Raw genomic sequence first — 17906 nt, 5'->3', positions numbered from 1 at the left:
TGACTTCAAAATGCGGCGGCGACTATTATGTTCATTCTTACGGTGATGATTTGGCGGATTTTAAAGCCTGCAAGGAAGGTTTTGTTTCAGTTAGCATTGTTGAGACCGAGCCTAGCTATGCTGATATATCTTTTATAAAATGCGATTTTAATTTGTAAAAGGCGGAAAAATGGCAGAAGAAAACTATATGAAAGAAGGAATCTCTTTATATACAAAAGGAAATTATCCTGCTGCTTTGACATATTTTCTTTCGCTTCCAGATGATTGCGGAGCGGATCCAGTAGAGCTTGCTTATTATCTAGGGCTTTGCTATTCAAAGTTAAAGCGTTACGATGACGCATTGCTTTATCTTGAGCAGGTTGTTACAGCTTCTTATGATAAAGATAATTTTTCGAATCAGGACAGAGTTTTGCAGTGCCGCTATCTTTTGGCAGTAATTTATTGTCTTAGCGGAAGAAAAAAACTTGCTGATTTTGAATTGAATAAACTTTTGGACACTGGATATAAACCTGCTTCAGTTTATGCATCACTTGCCTATGTTGCCTGGGAGCAGGGAAAAACAGACTTGAGCCTTGACTATTATGAAAAAGCGCTTGAAGACGACAGTGAAAATCCAACTGCGTTAAACGGAATGGGCTATGTTCTTGCTTGCGAAGGCGAAGATTTAACAAAGGCGTTAAGTTGCTGCAAAAAGGCGCTGGATATTTTGCCGGAAAGCGCAGCGTGCCTTGATAGTCTTGGCTGGGTTTATTACAAAATGGGACTTTATTCAGAGTCAAAAAAGTTTCTAAAGCGCGCTATGAAAGCCGACAGTTCAAATCCTATAATAGTGGAGCACCTTCAGGAAGTTCAGAAGGCGGAAGAATAATGAAAAAAATATTTTTTGTTTTTATAGCTTTTATATTTTCAGCCTTTGCGCAGACAAATTTGCAAGACACTGCTAGCACAGGAAATTCCCGTTCTGCAAATTCTGGTTTTGCGGAAGAAGAATTTCGGCGTGGAGTTCAAAGCTACTACAGAGGCTCTTTTAATGAAAGTATTCTTGAATTTGAAAAAGCTCTTTCATATTTGCCCGGCGAGCCTTTGGTTCTTGACTGGCTTGGAAAAGCATATTACCGCGCGGGAATAGAAGGAGCTGCGCTTCAGCAATGGAATTATGCCAAGGAAGCTGGTTACGGCGGACTTCTTCTTCAGAATAGAATTGAAATTGTAAGCGACAGACGCGTTACAGACTCTGACTATGGATTTACCCAGCGTTTTACAGAATCTGGCTCTTATCCTAATGTTAACGGAAATAACCTTATTTACAGCCAGCCGGTTTCTTCCCTTTCAAATCACGACGGAAGCATTTGGGTTGTTTCCTATGGCACGAATGAGTTGCTTCAGTTTGACGTGAACGGAACTGTGATAAGAAGAAACAGAGGACCGCTAAATGGATTCGACCGTCCTATGGATATAATCCGCTTAAAGAACGGAAATTTGGCAGTTTCAGAAAGCGCAGGAGACAGAATTTCAATTCTTTCTGAAAACGGCTCGTTTATAAAGTATTTTGGCGCGCGGGGAAGAGATCAAGGCCAGCTTGTGGGACCTCAGTATCTTGCAGAAGACGACTTTGGAAACATTTATGCCACGGATTTTGGAAATGCCCGTGTTGTTGTTTTTGATGCCGACGGAAACGGACTTTTGCATTTTGGTGAAAAAACAGAAGGCTTTGACGGTTTAAAATCTCCAACTGGAATTGCGGTTTGCGGCGGAAGAATTTTTGTTGCGGACAGCGTGAAGGGCGGAATCTATGAATTTGACAAGGCAGGAAATTTCCTTGGAGTTCTTGTAAACGACGGAACTTTTTCGCGTCCTGAAAGCTTAAAGCCGTGGGGCAGTGATTATCTTTTGCTTACAGACAGAAACAAAGTTTATGCAATTGAGCTTTCTTCCGGGGCGGTTTTTGAAAATGCCATTACAGGAAAAGGAAAAAGCCTGATTACAAGCGCAGTTTCAGATCGAAATGGAAATATAATTGTAACTGACTTTAAGGCGAATGAAATTTACGTTATGTCAAAAATGACAGAACTTGTGGGCGGTTTCTTTGTCCAGTTTGAGCGTGTGATTTCTGATAATTTCCCGGAAGTCATAGTTGAAGTCCGCGTGGAAAATAGAAAACGTCAGCCTGTCGTGGGCTTAAAGCAGCAGAATTTCCTTATAACTGAAGGAAAAAAGCCTGTTGAAAATTTTGTGCTTTTGGGCGAAGCGAACAACAATGATTTTGCGGATATTACAATTCTCATTGACCGTTCATTTTCAATGAAAAAATACGAAGATCAGCTTTCTGGCGCAGTTCGGGAGCTTGCCGCTTCAATGGACGGAAAAGGAAAAATATCAATTATTTCAGCTGGAAAAGTTCCTGTTACAGAATTTTCCGGAAATCCGTCGCAGCTTTCTGATTTTTCCGCAAAGGCTTTGAAAAATTCTTACACTGAAAATCCTGCGCTGGATCTTGCGGTAAGGCTTTCTGCAAACGGACTTGTCAATGCTGAAAAAAAACGCGGAATAATTTATCTTTCAGCCGGAGATTCAAAAAATACATTTACACAGTATGCGCTTTCAGATTTGACAGCTTATCTTAACAACAATGCGATTTCTTTTAGCACAGTTCTTTTGTCTCAGTCTTCACCATCGGAAGAAATTTCGTATATAACAGGAAATACAAACGGAACTTCCTACTATATATATCGGCCGGAAGGTTTGGAAACTGTCATAAAAGACATAATTGACATTCCGTCTGGGCTTTACCAGTTTAAGTACACATCTTCTTTTGCAACCGAATATGGAAGAAAATATTTGCCTGTAGAAATTGAAACTTATCTTCTTAATCGTTCAGGTCGCGACGAAACAGGCTATTTTGCTCCGCTTCAGTAGATAAAAGGCGCGCTTTTCTGACTTTGAGGGAAGGATTTTTTCTTTCCATTTCAAAAAGAGCTTTTTCCAATTTTGCTTTTTTTGAATTTCCAAAGTCAAAAAGTTCTGCTTGCGTTGGCTTTTCACTGGTTTCTATTCCAGAAAGTCCAACGCCAAGAAGCCTGATTCCTTTTCCTTTTTCATATTTTCTGTTGAAAATTCTTAGACAGCGTTCAAGCAAATCGTCTGCATTTAAAACAGGAATTTCTGAAGATTCTTGCGCAGTTATGGTTTTAAAGTCTTCGTATCTTATTCGGATGTTTACGGTTTTTGCCTTGACGTTTTCGGTGTGCATTCTCCAGATTAATTGCGTGGAAAGCTCCATGAATGCAGTTTCGATTGCATATTCGTTTGACACATCGAATTCGAATGTCCGCTCTACGCTTATTGAATGGCTTTTTGCTTCTTCGCCGAATGTGATTTCTTTTCCGCCGCGGATCGCATCATACAAAAAAGTGCCCATTCCGTTTCCAAAGACGGTAGTCAGCAAAGAAATTGACTTGCCATAAATGTCCGCAGGTGAAAATATTCCAGCGTTTTTTAGCCGATCCCTTGTTTTTTTTCCTATGCCCCAGATTTTTTCTATAGGAAGCGAAAGAAGAAATTTTTCCTCATCGCCTTTTTTGATAAATGTGATTCCGTCTGGTTTTTTATATCCAGATGCGATTTTTGCAACGTACATTGTGCTTGCAATTCCAACGCTTACTGTAAGTCCTGTTTGCTCTTTTACTTTTGCCTTTATTTTTTTTGCAATTTCCAGCGGCGGACCAAAAAGTTTTTCAGTTCCAGTAAGGTCGATAAAAGCTTCGTCAATTGACATCTGAATTACTGACGGCGAAAATTCCTTGAAAATGTTCATTATTTCATGCGAAACTTCCGCATACCGCTTGTGGTTTCCGCGCAGAAAAATTGCGTTTGGGCAAAGTTCAACAGCTTTTGTTAAAGGAAGAGCTGAATGCACACCGTATTTTCTAGCTTCATAAGATGCTGTTGAAACTACAGCTCTTCTGTCTCCTGGAATTCCGCCGACAATAACTGGCTTTCCTTTGTATTCCGGATGGTCGTGCTGTTCAACCGAAGCGAAAAATGCATCAAGGTCAACATGAAGAAAAACTTTTTCAAATTCCATTTGCATTTTTTCCTTTGCTTCTGACTTTTTCAGTGAAATGAAAAATTTTTCCGTTTGCGTTCATCATAAAAAGCTCAATTTCCGCTTCTAGCTGAAGTTCATTTTCTGACATAAATAAAATTTTCAGCTCGTTTTCTGGGGCGTCTGGAATTTCTATAGAAACTTTGTTTTCCGAAATGAAATTGTAGTCAAAGTTGCATTCGTAAAATGGAAGTTCGCCTTTTGATTCAAAAGTTACAAAGCATCTTAATATTTTAAATCCATTTTCTGGAACAATTTGCAGTTTGTTTTCAAAAATGTCGAATTTTGCTTTTCTTGACCAAAGGAATTTTGCCGGATGAATTTCTGCATTTTCTATGATTTGCGTTTGATTTTTTCTTGGAGCTGAAAAATTTCCCTGAACAAGCTTGGCGACCGCAAAAAATACTGCGCATATAATTCCGGCTCCTGCAACTGAAACAAGAAGTCCTTGTATTAGTGAAATTTTTTTGCTTGACTTGAATTCTTTTATATGCGAAACCAAAATCAGTTTTATCCACTGAAAAATAAAAGGCAAAATAGCAAATGAAAAAATCAGGTTTTCAAAAAAAGTCGTGTCGGTAAGGTTTGAAATTTTTCTTTGGTCAATGTCAACAAAAACTGACGCCGCAATCCAAAGCAGTGGAAGTGTCATCAGAAAAATGCACGGAATGCTAAAAAAAAGATGCCGCCGCTTTCTAAAAAGAAAAACAATCATATATTCAATGATAAATATAAACATTAAAGACAAATCCAATGCTGAAAAAATAAAGACATTCAATGCGCTTAAAATAATTCCATGAAATCTGTTTGCAGAAAGTGAAATTCTAAAATTGAACAAAATTTGAATAAAGACCAGAAAAAACATTGCAAGCACTGTAGGAAAAATTTTCAGCCCAAAGTAAAGAACTCCGTTTTCTGCTGTGAAAAAAAACAGTTTTTGGAACAAAGTTAAAAATGCTGTTGTTATAATTATATATGTTGGAATTGAAAACCACGTTCTTGACATATCTTTTAGAATCGCTTCGTTTTTTCCTGTGTATGTAAATGAATAAAAACATATAAAAAAAAGAACGGAAATTGTAAAAAAAAGATATATTGTTGTTAGCTGCGCTTCGTTAAGCCAAATCCCGTAAATTCCAAGTGGAATAAAATTATAATGCTTGTTCCAAGTCTGGCTTCTTGCGGATATAAGATTGTCCTGAATATCAGAAAGAATATTCAAGTCCTTTTGCGTGTGTTCTAGCGGAATTTCAGCGGCAGGAATTTCATTTTTCAAAAAAGCGGAAAGACGCCTGTTGTTTTTGTAAAATTGCGGCTTGTATATGTACAGCATGGAAGTTTTTACGCCCATTGGCTTTTGGTTTTGCAGACAGGATTTTTTTAAAGTTTGTACAATCCACTGCGGAGAAATTGTTCCGGCTCCTTCTGTAAAAATGAAAGGCGGCGCGTTTTTTTCATTTCGGATTAAAATTGCGCAGGCTGATTCTGATGAAAAAATGCTTTTTGCCAGTTCTTCAGTTGCGGTTTTTGCGGCTTGAACGGAAGGCAAAGGAAATGATTCATTTTCCGCAGTAAGTGAAATTATGCAATTATATGGAAGCTTTTTTTTATAAGTGGAATCTATAAAACCGGCGACAAATTCTTTTTTTTCTAAAAAAAATTCATGGCTGAAAACAAAAAATACATCAGTGATTACGCTTTTATTTGTATCGTCTTCTTTGCCGTTTTTGTCAGCAGGAATTTCTATAAGAATATTTTTAGGAAAGTTTCCAGCGTTTGGAGGAGCGATGTCTTGGCTTTCAAATGAAATCTTGCTTTGTGTTAAAAAATCTTCTATTTCTTTTGTTGTGTAAATGTTTAAGTTTAATTCAATGTTTTCCTGCGAAAAAAGATTCTGTGTAAAGATTGCTGCAAAAAAAAAGAGAAAACGCATTGTTTTCAGCAGAAATTTTTTCCCCATAAGTAAAGTTTACTTGAATTTTTCATTTTCTACAATATAATACAGATAATATGTTTGCAAGTTAGGCGGCAATGTTGTATACTATAACTATTGTTAAAGTCATGTAAAGCAAAGGAGCTTTATCAAACGCATGTGTGCTGAAAAGAAAAAATTTATTTTGGATTTGCCTCTGAAAATTATTCTTACGGAAGAAGGCACATCTCATTTTTTAAGTCATAAAAAGCAGCTGCTCAATCTGAAACTCGCAGATAACCGTTCGGCTCATGGCGTAAGCATGACATCTTTTTCGCCTGGCTCTCTGCAGGATATGATTCTTTTGGGCTACATTTCCAAGATGGAAATTTCCATGCCGGAATTTGTTTCGCATCGTCAGGATGTTATGGATTTGTCCAAGCTGATTGTTTTTTCAATTTTGTATAAGCAATTCGACAGCGAAATTTATGCGGCGATTATAAAATGTGAATGTATAAGGCATCACAACAGGCAAAATCCTTCATCACTTATTGATGAAAAAACTGTGATTCCTGAAAAACAGCTTAGAATGACTCTCGCAATGAAAGATTCCACGATTCAGGCTGCAAAAAAGACAATTCTTGAGCCGGTTTGGAAAAGCATAATGTCCAATTCAGAGTATAGCCCGGAAGAAAAAAATGTCTATCTTCTTATGACTGAAAAATTCTTGAACAGGCTCACTTTGATGAACTGGTACATAATTGTGAAATTTTATAAAACTGACGGATTTAATGAAATTCTTTCAATTTTGCGCCAGCAGCTCGCTTCATACATGACAAAATCAAAAGTTGCGGAATATATTTCGGTAATGGTTATGGAGCTTGCCTTGAACAGCGAAAATAACAACGTAAAAAAGGCGGCAAAATATCTTTATCAGGGAATTGACAATTCTGACACGCTTATATTTGACCCGAAAATCCGCTCAGAAATTGTAAAAGAGCTTCAGCGCAAGCATGAACTTGTTTTTCTTTCCTGGACTTTGGGCGGCGGCTCTATGTCAATTGGAAAACAGGGACTTTTGCAAATCACGTTGTACAATAAAGATGATGAGTTTCAGGAAGTAAAAGAAAACATCGAAAGCAAAATGTCCGCGAATCTTAATAAAAAATCGCTGATTGACTTTTACCGCCAGATGCCGGATGGTCAGGAAGGAACTGACTTGGGACTTTATTATTTGTCTTATTTGGAAGATGCCTGTAAAAAAGTCAATATAAAGTTTGAATCAATTGTAAATCAGTCTTCGTCCAGCGACCTTACCGTTATAAACTTGAAATTCAATTTTTAAGTTATGCGGAAAATTGCTCTGTTTCTTTTTATTTTTTCAGTTCTCTTTTTTTCGTGCTCACAAGACAGCGCGCAAATTGCTTCTGCGGAATCTTCTTTGATTTTTGATTATAGTGAAAATCCGCCTGATATGCGCCTTGCTGTTTTTGTAAATTCTGAAAGCGATGTTAGGCTTGCTTCGAAAATTAAAATTGTAAATAAGGATTCCGGGCTTGAATGGAACTGCGGCGAACTTGTAAAATTTGAAGATAAAAACAAAAATTCCTGGGCAGGATGCGCGAATATCGTTGCCGCTTTTGGAATGAAAATTCCTGCTGGTGAATATGTTTTAACTTATTTTGACATGGCGGGCGATGAAGATGAAATTTCGTTTTATGTCGATTATCCTGAAAATATTTTAAATTTAAAGAGTGAAGATTTTCCAGACGGATTAGATTATTCAGAAAAAAAATCCGCAGTTTACACAAAAGACGGAGTTTTGCTTTATTATGGAAAGGAAAAAAAAGAATGGAAAAACAGAAATGCCATTCTTGCTGACTATAAGAACGCAGGATTCATTAGAACTTGCTATACTTTAAAAAATGATTCTGTAATTTGCCTTATGCCTCCAGAAAATTTGGAGTAGCAATAAAATATAACACAGCGAGGAAACTGATGCCTAGTAACGACGCCGATGGGAATATTCCCACTGACAATTTAGAAGACCACAGTATTTTTAGACGCCCTGTGCGAACTTATGTGATTCGTGCTGGACGCATGACCGAAAATGAAAAGCGCAGCTATGAAGAGCTTCATCATGTTTGGTGCATTCCTTTTGAGCATAGAACGCTTAATTTTACAGATATTTTTAACAACACAAATCCTGTTACAATGGAAATCGGATTTGGAATGGGGCATGCTACCGCTCAGATTGCGCAAGATAATCCGAACATGAATTATATAGGAAGTGAAGTTCATGTTCCTGGAGTCGGCCGTCTTCTTGGTGAAATAAAAAAACGGCAGCTAAAAAATCTTTATTTGATTGAATATGACGCGCTTGAAATTCTTGAAACTATGATTCCAGACAATTCTCTTGCGGGCTTTCATATTTTCTTTCCTGACCCTTGGCCAAAGAAAAAGCACCATAAGCGTCGTTTGCTTCAGCGTCCGCGTACTGATTTGCTTGTTTCAAAATTGTCTCCAGGCGGATATATTTATTTTGCAACTGACTGGGAAGAATATGCTTTAAGTGCGCTTGAAGAACTTTCCTGCACAGAAGGCATTCATAATAAATATGAAAAATTCGCGCCTCATCAGGAATGGCGGCCAAGAACAAAATTTGAACAGAAAGGACTTGATGCCGGACGTGAGATTTTTGAGCTTGTTTTTGTAAAAGATGAGGAATAGCCCGATGGAGCTTTTTGATGTTGAGGAATGCAAAAATGCAAATGATGAAGTCCTAAAAAAATCCTCTGTAAAAAGAATTTCAGAACTTGAAAAACTTATAGAAAAATACCAGGCTTCGTATTATAACGGCGAGGCTGAAATTTCTGATGCGGAATTTGACAAGCTTTGGGACGAGTTAAAATCGTTGGACAGCGCAAATCCTATTCTCCATAAAGTTGGCGCGGACTCTGGAAATTTTCAAAAAGCTCCTCATGTAATGCCAATGGGCAGTCAGGAAAAAGCCGCATCTCCAGAAGAATTTCTTGCTTGGGCGAAAAAACACGACTATTCAGAATATCTTATTGAATATAAGCTTGACGGCGCGTCCCTTGAGCTTCAGTATGCGGACGGAATTTTTTTGCGTGCCGTTACAAGAGGCGATGGAACTGTAGGAGACGTGATTACAGCGAATGCAAAAAAAATGCAGGGTGTTGTTCAGGAATTAAAAGAAAAGTTTACAGGCGGAATCCGCGGCGAAGTCATAATGACGCATCAGGTTCACGAGAAATTTTTTTCTGACAAAGCGAACTGCCGTAATGCCGCAAACGGACTTATGAAACGCAAAGACGGCGAGGGCAGCGAAAATCTTACATTGATAACTTACGATGTCTGGGCTTCCGAAGGAAAACAGCCGTTCAATGATGAAGAAGGAAAACTTGATTTTTTGCAAAGAAACGGATTTAATGTTGTTCCTCTTAAAATTTGCAAAAGTGTGCAGGATGTTATTGATTACCGTTCTTCTGTAATGGAGCTTAGAAAAAAACTTGACTATGACATTGACGGACTTGTTGTAAAAGAGCGGGCTGTAGACCATGAAGATGCTTTGCGCGACAGACCTGACCGCCAGATTGCCTTTAAATTCAGCCTTGAAGAAGCTGTTTCCATTGTAAGAAATATTGAATGGAACGAAACCGGCGCAACTTATACGCCCGTCGCAGTTTTTGATCCTGTTGACTTGAACGGAACAACTGTAAAAAGAGCGAGCCTTGTAAATCCGAATCTTATACGCGCATTGAATGTGAAAATCGGAAGCCATGTTGTTGTTGTAAAGCGCGGCGAAATAATTCCAAAAATTGTGAGCGTGCTTCCAGAGCAAGAAAATCTTCCTCCTGTAAAGATTCCTGAAAAATGCGCTTGCTGTGGAACTGCTCTTATTGACGAAGGCACGAGGCTTTTTTGCCCGAACAAAAACTGCGAAAAGCGGATTCTCCATCAGCTTTTAAAATGGATAAATGTTATTGACATTCGCGACTTGGGCGAAACTTTAATTACCAGCCTTTTTGAAACAAAAAAAGTCCGCTCAATTTCAGATTTGTATTCTTTGACTATAGCTGATTTAGTTCCGTACTTTTTGAATTCGGAAAGCATGGAAAAAGAAAAGAAGTCGCTTGGCGCAGAAAAAGTCTTTGCTTCGATTCAGTCAAGAAGAAAAATTTCACTTGCAAAATTTATTGCCGGCTTTGATATTGAAGGAATCGGCGAAACTGTTGTTGAAACTTTGATTGCAGGCGGCTTCAATACTTTGCAGAAAATTTTCGATGCAAAAGAAGAAGAAATTGCCGGCGTTTACCGTTTTGCGGAAACTTTGGCCCATACGCTCGTTGAAGGAATTCAAGAAAACAAGGAAGAAATGCAAAGCCTTGTTTCAAGCGGAACACTTTCTGTTGTTGAGGGCGCTGCGCAAGGAAAACTTGCCGGAAAGTCGTTTTGCTTTACAGGCGAGCTTTCTATGAAGCGGCAGGATGCTCAGAATCTTGTAAAGCAGAATGGAGGGGCAGTGAAGTCTTCGGTTGTAAAGGGCTTAAGCTATCTTGTTACAAACGACACTTCTTCAGGCTCTTCAAAAAACAAAAAGGCAATGGAGCTTGGAATTCCTGTCATAGATGAAAAAGAATTCCTTGCTCTAATTGAAGCTTAGTTTTTTCCAGAAAAAGCAAAGTCTCCGGTAAAAAAGTCAGGATTAACAGCTTCCATGTTCAGCCGCATTTCCCAGTGAAGGTGCGGACCTGTCGCAAGTCCTGTTGAGCCGCTGAATCCAATAACTTGCCCGGGTTTTACAATGTCGCCTTCTTTTACTTTTAGCTGGCTCATGTGGTAGTAAAGGCTGTAAAGTCCTGGCAAATGTTCTATCACAACGCTCCAGCCTGTTGTAACGCGGGTTTCAGCAAGAACAACTTTTCCTTCCGCGCAAGCTGAAACTTCCGAGCCTTCAGGAATTCCAAAGTCAATTCCGTAGTGAAGCCCTGTCGTTGATTTTCCATTTGTGTATTTGTATTCCCGGCGGTCTGCAAAAAAAGATGTCCGTCTTGTTGCATTTGTTGGAAGCAAGAACGGAGTTGTCTGGTAAACTGCGGACGGATTTTTAGTTTCAAGAATTCCGTTGAGTTTTTTTATCTGCTCCATTCTTTTTAAGCTTGTGTCCGTTTTTATATTTGAATTCGATTCGTCAAGATCAAGCGCTTCTGAAACAAATTCTTTTTTCTCTAGCGTAAAAGGCAGCTCGAATTCCATTTTTTTTGAGCCGTCAATATTATAGACAATTTTCAAAAAACACTTTGTGTCTTCTGTCCACCAGGTTGAAAGCGGAATGCCTGCAAGAAATGTTCTGTTGGTTTTTGTGCTTTTTGAAACTGTGAAAAAACTGCTTTCCCTGCTGAGCTTTCCTTCCGCAAAAAACTGCAAGAAAGCATTTGCATTTGAAAATTCAGCTTTTGAAAACTTTCCCTTTTTTGCCGACTGAGAAAAAGTCATTTTTACAAAAACCGCATCGCCCGGAAAAGCCTTGTCATTGTATTCCGCGGAAATGCAATAATCATCGCCTGTAAAAAAAGCTTCCCTTGCAAAAATAAAAGCCGGCATAAAAATCAAAGCCAAAACTAAAATCTTTTTTTTCATTTTTTACTCCCAAAATATTTTTAGATTAAATGTTTAGTGTTGTATTTTACTGTCATTATCGGGCTTGACCCTGCGATGTTTCTGAAAGAAACTCGGTTGATAATCTATTGAAGTTTTTCAACAGATTTCCGTGTCGCAGCACGGGAATGACAATTTAGTAGCTGTTCTTATTAAAAATAGAAATTTAACCTTTTATTGAACTGATTTTTCTATTCCTAAAAGCATAAGCTGAAGCGTTTCTGTTCCGTTAAAAACATTCCGCTCTATGTTGAAAATTATGTCAACTTTATCTCCCACATCAAAATCCCTGTGAAGCCGCTGGCCCTCGTTCCAGAAGATGCAAGGCCATTTGCTTTTTCCGCAGTCAACGGTAATTTTTAGGTGCTGTTTTTCACCCTTTCCCATTACAAGTCCAGAAACTATAGGCAAATTTTTTGCTAAGAAAACTAGCTTCGGATTTTCGTTTCCAGTCGGCTCGAATCTGTCTATGATTTTTTTCAAGTCTGGTGTCATGTAGGACGGCGGAAGCTCTGCGTCAATTTGAATCTCGTCAGTTTTTTCAGAAAGATTTATTGTGCTTGAAAGCTCCTTTGTGCGCCTTTTGAATTCCTCAAACTTTTCCTTTTCAAAACTGAATCCCGCCGCAAAGTTGTGTCCGCCGTAGCTTACAAATAAATCTTTCAGCTGGTCAAGAAAAGATGTTACGTCATATCCGCGGCAGCTTCTCATTGAGCCTACAACGAGGTTTCCCACGTAAGTCATTGCCATTGCAGGAACTCCTAGGGAAGAAACCAAACGTCCCGCAAGAATTCCAGAAACGCCTTTGTTTATTTTTTCATCAATTACAAAACTCAATTTTCCGCAGAAATCATTCACGGAATTTTTTGCCTGTATTCCGGCAATTGCTTCTGCTTCTTGAGTAAGAGATTTTCTTTTTGTGTTAAGCTCAATTATTTTTTTTGCAAGTTGCTCACGGTATGAACTGTCTTTTGCTGTAAAAAGCTCAATTGCAATTCCTGCCTGGCCAAGCCTGCCTGCTGCATTTAAATTTGGAATCAGTGTCCAGCAAATGTCTGTTGAAGTAATGCGCTTTCCTAAAATTCCAAGGCTTGACATGAGTTCCCTTAGACCCGGACGGACATTGTTTTCATTTATTGAATTTATTCCGCTGCGAACAAAAAGCCTGTTTTCATTTCTCATCGGCATTATGTCCGCCAGCGCTGCCAAAGCTACAAGCTGCAAGTCGTGCTTTTCTTTTTCTGAATCAGACGGAAAGTTTTTCTTTAAGTCCTGCTGAACATAAGTTACAAATATATTGTAGAAGCCGCCAATTTCAGTTGGAGCATGGTCGCCGTACTTTGCGATTTTTGACATTTCCTTTATTCTGGAAAGTGGAAGATTTTTTAGTGAAGGGTAAAGTTTTGCGACTTCTGTTCTTATGTCCGCAATGTTAAACTGCGCGCTGTTTCCGAATGTTAGGTTTAATAAGCGTTCAACATTGACTTTGTCCCAGCAAAGAATTATCTGGCCGGACAAGTACTGCGGAATCTTCGTGTCGTAAATCGATTTTTCGCCCGGCAAAATATGCTCAACAAGCCTAGAGACTGGAACTAGATTTCTAAGCTTTATGCATTCAATTGCAATCTGCCCGTTCTCTTCTTCACGAGCATTGAGCAAAGCCGCGTCTGCCTTGTACCATTTGCTCTTGCTGAATCTTAACGCCGAAACAACTTTGTACACGACCGCGCAGCCTGAAATTTCTTCAAACGGATAGCCTGAATCCGAAAGCTTCGCATTTAAAATAATTGCAGGAGACGGAATGTTTTCCTTGGGGTTGTGATGATCTAAGACAATTACATCTATTCCAAGTTCTGCCGCGTGCTCAATTTCCGCATTGTTTGAAATTCCGCAGTCAACTGTAATAATAAGCGAGCCGTTCTGCTTTGCAAAATCATCTACAGCCTGAATCGAAAGTCCGTATGCATCATCTCCTTCTGGAACTCTGTGCTGAACATCAATTCCCAATGAGCAAAGCTCGTCATAAAGAACAGTTGTCGCCGTTACTCCGTCAACATCCTTGTCGCCAAAGATTAAAACTTTTTCATGCTCTTCCTTTGGACTGTCTTTTTCTGGAACTGCGGCAAGAATTCTGTCAACGGCATCTTCCATTGAACTGAACAAAAATGGATTATGCTGAAACCTTAAGTCATCTTCCATGAAATAAAGAATGTCTTTTCCGCTGGTGATTCCGCGCCGTGCAAAAATGCTTGCTGTAAGACTGTCCAGCGAAAACTTGTTTTTTAGCTTTTCAACTTCTTCCTTTGAAATTGCTTTTTTTACCCACTTTGATGATGACACTATTTTATTTCCTCTAAAATCAATTTCTTTTCTTCTATCTTTTCCACGCTGAAATCCAAGGCCGCCTCAAGCTGCTGTTTTCCGCTTTCAAGAGCGTCCGGGCTTTTTCCGTAGACTTCAAGAATCTTTTCGCCTCTTTTTACAAAGTCGCCCTGCCGCCTGCAAAAGATTATTCCAGAATCCGCGTCCACTTTGTCTGACGACTTGTTTCTGCCCACGCCAAGATTTATGCACGCGATTCCTGTTTTGTATGCGTCAACAGTTAAAAATCCGTCTTGCTTTGCGAAGAGTTCCGACTTGAACTTGGAGCGGCGTTTTCCCTGTTCGCTTAGAAGCTTGTCTGGATTTCCGCCCTGAGCCTTTACGTTTTCAAGGAACTTGCTCAATGCCTCTCCGCTTTTTACAGCTTCCTTGCACTTGCTTATTCCGTCTTCTGTGTCTTTTGCCTTTCCGCCGAAAACCGCCATTCTTGCGCCAAGCTCGTAAGTCAGCTCCATTACATCGGCAGGACCTTTTCCTTGCAGGCACTCAAGAGTTTCTTCTATTTCAAGATAGTTTCCCACTTTGAACCCAAGAGGTGAATCCATTCTGGTTAGAAGCGCGCATGAGCTTTTTCCCATTGCCTGGGCTGTCTTTACAAGGAACGACGCAAGCTGCTCTGCATCCGCCTCGCTTTTCATAAACGCGCCTTTTCCGCACTTTACATCGAATACAAGGGCATCGCTTCCTTCTGCGACTTTTTTTGAAAGAATGCTTGCCGTAATTAGCGGAACACTTTCAACCGTTCCTGTAACATCCCGCAGCGCGTACATTTTCTTGTCCGCCGGAACAATCTTTTCTGTCTGTCCCATCATGGCAAAGCCAGTCTTTTCAATAATCGAAGCGAACTGCTCTTCATTAAGATTCACGTTGTAGCCTTCTATTGACTCAAGCTTATCCAAAGTTCCGCCTGTGTGCCCAAGACCTCTGCCGCTCATCATGGGAATTTTTACGCCAAGAGACGCCACTATAGGTGCAAGCGGAAGGCTGATTTTGTCTCCCACGCCGCCAGTGGAGTGCTTGTCTACAAAAGGTCCTTTAATCCCCTTGCGTTTTTCAAGGTCGATTGTGTCGCCGGATCTAAGCATGCAGCCTGTTAAAATTCCTGTTTCCTCGAATGTCATTCCGCTAAAATAAACAGCCATAAGAAAAGCCGACATCTGGTAGTCAGGAATTGAACCGTCAACATAGCCGTTCACAAGAAATTCTATTTCTTCGCGCGAAAGCTCCTGTCCTTTTTGATTTCCAGTTCCACGCTTTTTAATGATTATGTCCGCCGCACGCATTTTTTGCCTCCGCTGTTAAGTGTTTTTAATATCATTTTTTTGCCTGATTCTAATGCCAGTGATATATCTGAACCTTTGTCATTGCTAGTTTGATTCTTTTCCATTGGTAATTTAATTCTTTTTCATTGCTAGTTTGATTCTTTGCCATTGGCATGTCTGCATCTTTTTGTCATTGCCGGACTTGATCCGGCAATCTTATACCTATAGGAGATTCCCCAATCAAGCTGGGGAATGACATTGAAAACAAGCATGGTAATGACAAAATATTCGAACTAAGAATACATTATATTATTATATCCCAAAAAGAAAAAAAAGTCATTTGCTGCCATTATTACTAGCTTACATTGCCTTTGCAGCAGTAGCTAAGCACTCTCACGATAGGCTTCCGGCGTCCTTTGTAAGTACTTGTATGATTATGAAATCAACTTAAAATCAAAGTGAAATCAACTTAAAATCAAAGTGAAATTAAGTTAAAATTAAAATGAAATTAAGTTGATTTATGAATGTTTTTAACTTAAAATTATATTGTAATTAATTTAATTTCACGGTTTCACAAGCAGTGGAGAATGTCATCGCAAGCAGTATGTAAGAGTGTGGAGGCACTATGATCAGCGTAAAGACAGTAGCTAACAATACAGGACACGGCAAGACCGGGTTCTGCTTTCTAAGCACATCGGACACAGACGCAGGAGTTGAGGAAATCATTAAGGAGATGGTCGGGTATAATTCAACTCTTACCGAGGCGGACACACGCGCGGCTCTTTCTGTTCTGGAAGCGGTTGTGGAGAGGCTTCTTCAGGAAGGATGCAAGGTGTGGCTTCCCTGGGTGGACTTGCAGCTTGCGACTCACGGAACTGCGGAATCCATTTCAGCGAAGTTTCAGAACAAGAGGGGCGACAACAGGTTCGTTCTAAAAGCTTTGGTCAACAAGAAATTCGAGGCAAAGGCGGCAGAGAAAGTAGATTACAAGACAAAGTCTTCTGTGGCGGAAATGGATCCTGCGATTTTCTATGTCCTTTCAATTACAAAAGATGCGGCTTATTCAAGCGAGCGTGTTGTAAAGCCTGGAATGTGCTTTAGAATCCGCGGAAAGAACCTTGGGTTTGACTTTGAGGACGAAAAGCAGGGCGTGTTCCTTGCATTGAAAGGCGACAGGAAAAAGACCTTCAGAATCACAAGCTTTATAAGGCGCACACAAAGGACAATCGACGCAATCCTTCCGCAAGACATGGAAAAAGGTGTCTATGTGGTTTCGTTTGTAAAGAAAAACGGCGAAGGCTCATATCCAGTTGCAAACACAACTGATGAAATAGAAGTGATTGAGTAAGCAGGCTGAATGGCTTGCCGCTTTGCCATTGGCATGTTTGGTTTTCTTGTCATTGGTATGTTTGCTTTTCTTGTTATTGGTATGTTTTCTTTTTTTGTCATTGCCGTGCTTGACACGGCAATCTCTATGTACATGGATTCCCCAATCAAGTTGGGGAATGACATTCGTGGGGGGGGAAATGACAGTTTGCGCTACAGTATTCCGATTCCGCTTTTTAAGGTTTCCAGCTGGACTCCGCAGGCTTTTTCAATCATGCTGTACAAAAGCCGCTTCATGTTGTAAACGGATTCAGAGGGAACAAGCAGTTTTCTTACTTGTCCGGGCGGAAGTTCGTTTATGGCGGTAAGGTAGGTGAGCGAGTCAAGGTCGATTCTAAAGTTTCCTTGCGCTCTGTTTTCCGGGGCTAAAGAAATGCAGTCCGCGCAGACAAATCCGTTTTGCTTTTCTATATAGCTTGTGTTCTGCTCATGGCTTAAAAGTGAAGAGCCGCAGCCGCAGCAAAGCCTAGGTTCAGGCTGAAGTCCCAAAAGCCCAAGGTATCTCCAGACAAAGCGAAGAATTCCAAGCCGGGTCTCGTTTTCGTCCACGCTGTCTATTCCGTCAAGAAAGGCGCACAGAAGAACAAAGGCTTTTTCAGGATCTCCGGCGCATTTTGTCTTTAGCACAAGCTCGCAGGCAAATGAGGCCGCCCAGGATTTTAGAAGGCTTGTCCTGAATGAAAGGTGGCAGTTTTGCGCGTCAAAGTCTGTTATTTTTATGGAATTGCGGGATTCGTCGCTGTATATATAGAGGATTCCTGAATAAAACGGCTGAACCAAGGATTTTAGGCGGCTTTTTGGGCCTCCGTACAGCATTGCGTTGAAAATTCCGTTTTCCGCGGAAATTGCTTTTACAAGCCTGTTGTTTTCTCCGGACTCTTTTAGTGAAAGAATTACAGATTTCATTCTCTTGTTCCGTTCTGCCATGCGCCTATAATATCAGCGCGGAAAATGCTTGGCAAGACTTGTGAAAATGCGACGGTTAATTTTGAGTTTTATAATTTAATGTCATTATTCAGCTTGACTGGATAATCTTGTACAAAGTTGTAAAATATTGACACTGAAATATTTTTATAATAATATGCCGTTATGTGCTTGACGAGAATTTATCAGTTTGCTAGCCTCGATTGCTCGATTGCTCGATTGCTCGATTGCTCGATTGCTCGATTGCTCGATT

13 protein-coding genes are annotated in these 17906 nt (G+C 39.8%); 7 read left to right on the top strand and 6 right to left on the bottom strand.

Annotated elements, in window-relative coordinates; genetic code table 11:
* The first annotated feature begins 169 nt into the window (after positions 1-169).
* Positions 170-868 (top strand): tetratricopeptide repeat protein, encoded by a 699-nt coding sequence (locus Q0N70_RS11680; RefSeq protein ID WP_294016963.1) that lies wholly within the window; start codon positions 170-172, stop codon positions 866-868.
* A complete protein-coding gene (locus Q0N70_RS11675) occupies positions 868-2916 on the top strand; it encodes a hypothetical protein (RefSeq protein ID WP_294016961.1) in 2049 nt (682 codons plus the stop codon). The genes Q0N70_RS11680 and Q0N70_RS11675 overlap by 1 nt, the downstream gene beginning before the upstream one ends.
* Here the strand turns inward: Q0N70_RS11675 and dinB are convergent.
* Positions 2867-4084: a DNA polymerase IV gene (gene dinB / locus Q0N70_RS11670; RefSeq protein ID WP_294016959.1), complete on the bottom strand. Its 1218-nt coding sequence runs from the start codon at positions 4082-4084 to the stop codon at positions 2867-2869. The two genes, Q0N70_RS11675 and dinB, sit on opposite strands and share 50 nt — an antisense overlap.
* Positions 4074-6065: a hypothetical protein gene (locus Q0N70_RS11665; RefSeq protein ID WP_294016957.1), complete on the bottom strand. Its 1992-nt coding sequence runs from the start codon at positions 6063-6065 to the stop codon at positions 4074-4076. The genes dinB and Q0N70_RS11665 overlap by 11 nt, the downstream gene beginning before the upstream one ends.
* A gap of 130 nt (positions 6066-6195) precedes the next feature.
* On the opposite strand from Q0N70_RS11665, the gene Q0N70_RS11660 reads away from it, so the two are divergent.
* Genes Q0N70_RS11660 through ligA form a run of 4 tightly spaced genes read left to right on the top strand, consistent with a single transcriptional unit; the run spans position 6196 to position 10704 of the window.
* Positions 6196-7362 carry a hypothetical protein gene (locus Q0N70_RS11660; RefSeq protein ID WP_294016955.1) on the top strand — a complete coding sequence of 389 codons (1167 nt, stop codon included), beginning with the start codon at positions 6196-6198 and terminating at the stop codon, positions 7360-7362.
* Positions 7363-7365: 3 nt separating this feature from the next.
* On the top strand, positions 7366-7986 hold the full coding sequence (locus Q0N70_RS11655) for a hypothetical protein (RefSeq protein WP_294016953.1): 621 nt from the start codon (positions 7366-7368) through the stop codon (positions 7984-7986).
* Positions 7987-8015: 29 nt separating this feature from the next.
* Positions 8016-8747 carry a tRNA (guanosine(46)-N7)-methyltransferase TrmB gene (gene trmB, locus Q0N70_RS11650; RefSeq protein WP_273355385.1) on the top strand — a complete coding sequence of 244 codons (732 nt, stop codon included), beginning with the start codon at positions 8016-8018 and terminating at the stop codon, positions 8745-8747.
* Between the two features lie 4 nt (positions 8748-8751).
* Positions 8752-10704, top strand: coding sequence for an NAD-dependent DNA ligase LigA (gene ligA / locus Q0N70_RS11645; RefSeq protein ID WP_294016951.1), 1953 nt, complete (start codon positions 8752-8754; stop codon positions 10702-10704).
* On the opposite strand, the gene Q0N70_RS11640 is transcribed toward ligA, so the two are convergent.
* From Q0N70_RS11640 to Q0N70_RS11630, 3 genes are all read right to left on the bottom strand, one after another.
* A complete protein-coding gene (locus tag Q0N70_RS11640; RefSeq protein WP_294016949.1) occupies positions 10701-11681 on the bottom strand; it encodes a M23 family metallopeptidase in 981 nt (326 codons plus the stop codon). The two genes, ligA and Q0N70_RS11640, sit on opposite strands and share 4 nt — an antisense overlap.
* A 192-nt stretch (positions 11682-11873) precedes the next feature.
* Complete coding sequence (gene recJ / locus Q0N70_RS11635) at positions 11874-14039, bottom strand: single-stranded-DNA-specific exonuclease RecJ (protein ID WP_294016947.1); 2166 nt, start codon at positions 14037-14039, stop codon at positions 11874-11876.
* Complete coding sequence (locus Q0N70_RS11630; RefSeq protein WP_294016945.1) at positions 14039-15364, bottom strand: thymidine phosphorylase; 1326 nt, start codon at positions 15362-15364, stop codon at positions 14039-14041. Before Q0N70_RS11630 ends, recJ begins: the two co-directional genes overlap by 1 nt.
* A gap of 604 nt (positions 15365-15968) precedes the next feature.
* On the opposite strand from Q0N70_RS11630, the gene Q0N70_RS11625 reads away from it, so the two are divergent.
* A complete protein-coding gene (locus Q0N70_RS11625) occupies positions 15969-16691 on the top strand; it encodes a DNA-binding domain-containing protein (protein ID WP_294016942.1) in 723 nt (240 codons plus the stop codon).
* Between the two features lie 191 nt (positions 16692-16882).
* Here the strand turns inward: Q0N70_RS11625 and recO are convergent, their stop codons facing one another.
* The gene (recO, locus tag Q0N70_RS11620) at positions 16883-17656 is read right to left on the bottom strand and encodes a DNA repair protein RecO (RefSeq protein ID WP_294016940.1); all 774 of its coding nucleotides are present in this window, start codon (positions 17654-17656) and stop codon (positions 16883-16885) included.
* Positions 17657-17906 lie beyond the last annotated feature (250 nt).

It is taken from the genome of uncultured Treponema sp. (assembly GCF_945873775.1).
GTDB lineage: Bacteria > Spirochaetota > Spirochaetia > Treponematales > Treponemataceae > Treponema_D.
This window is presented reverse-complemented; position numbering and strand designations above follow the sequence as displayed.

Bases quoted from the DNA above. Each gene is read 5' to 3' on its own strand.
- Q0N70_RS11630 (WP_294016945.1), bottom strand. From the start codon at position 15,364: ATGCGTGCGGCGGACATAATCATTAAAAAGCGTGGAACTGGAAATCAA.
- trmB (WP_273355385.1), top strand. From the start codon at position 8,016: ATGCCTAGTAACGACGCCGATGGGAATATTCCCACTGACAATTTAGAA.
- Q0N70_RS11675 (WP_294016961.1), top strand. From the start codon at position 868: ATGAAAAAAATATTTTTTGTTTTTATAGCTTTTATATTTTCAGCCTTT.
- Q0N70_RS11660 (WP_294016955.1), top strand. From the start codon at position 6,196: ATGTGTGCTGAAAAGAAAAAATTTATTTTGGATTTGCCTCTGAAAATT.
- ligA (WP_294016951.1), top strand. From the start codon at position 8,752: ATGGAGCTTTTTGATGTTGAGGAATGCAAAAATGCAAATGATGAAGTC.
- Q0N70_RS11665 (WP_294016957.1), bottom strand. From the start codon at position 6,065: ATGGGGAAAAAATTTCTGCTGAAAACAATGCGTTTTCTCTTTTTTTTT.
- Q0N70_RS11655 (WP_294016953.1), top strand. From the start codon at position 7,366: ATGCGGAAAATTGCTCTGTTTCTTTTTATTTTTTCAGTTCTCTTTTTT.
- Q0N70_RS11640 (WP_294016949.1), bottom strand. From the start codon at position 11,681: ATGAAAAAAAAGATTTTAGTTTTGGCTTTGATTTTTATGCCGGCTTTT.
- Q0N70_RS11680 (WP_294016963.1), top strand. From the start codon at position 170: ATGGCAGAAGAAAACTATATGAAAGAAGGAATCTCTTTATATACAAAA.
- recO (WP_294016940.1), bottom strand. From the start codon at position 17,656: ATGGCAGAACGGAACAAGAGAATGAAATCTGTAATTCTTTCACTAAAA.
- Q0N70_RS11625 (WP_294016942.1), top strand. From the start codon at position 15,969: ATGATCAGCGTAAAGACAGTAGCTAACAATACAGGACACGGCAAGACC.
- dinB (WP_294016959.1), bottom strand. From the start codon at position 4,084: ATGGAATTTGAAAAAGTTTTTCTTCATGTTGACCTTGATGCATTTTTC.